This is a genomic window from Pseudomonas sp. SID14000 (genome assembly GCF_002165135.1).
GTDB lineage: Bacteria > Pseudomonadota > Gammaproteobacteria > Pseudomonadales > Pseudomonadaceae > Aquipseudomonas.
Genome location: NZ_NFZQ01000192.1, coordinates 1 through 318 on the forward strand (window position 1 = coordinate 1; position 318 = coordinate 318).

Here is a 318-nt window from a genome sequence, read left to right on the forward strand (position 1 = left end):
GCTCGAACTTGTCGACATCAGCGCCAGTGACCGAGGCGATCGATTTGACCACAGGGTCGTTGGTGCCGGTGTAGACGTTGTCCGGGGCAGTGACGGTAACCGAACCAGTCGTGCCGTTGGCCGGTACGGTGATAACCGTCTTGCCGTCGCTCAGCGTGAAGGTCAGGGCCGAGTGGTTATTGATCGGCAGACCGTCTTTGTTGGTCAGCGTGATGGTGTAGGTGATCTCGCCGCCTTCGGTGACCGAAGGGGTCGCGGTCAGCTTGGCCACCACTTCGTCGGTGGTGTCAGTCACCTGAACCGAAGCGTCGCCGCCCA

At 61.3% G+C, this 318-nt stretch carries 1 protein-coding gene; it reads right to left on the reverse strand.

The window, feature by feature from the left end; all coding sequences use genetic code 11:
* A partial coding sequence (locus tag CAY82_RS25535) for an immunoglobulin-like domain-containing protein (RefSeq protein ID WP_140399197.1) occupies positions 1 to 318 on the reverse strand: 318 nt, incomplete at both ends.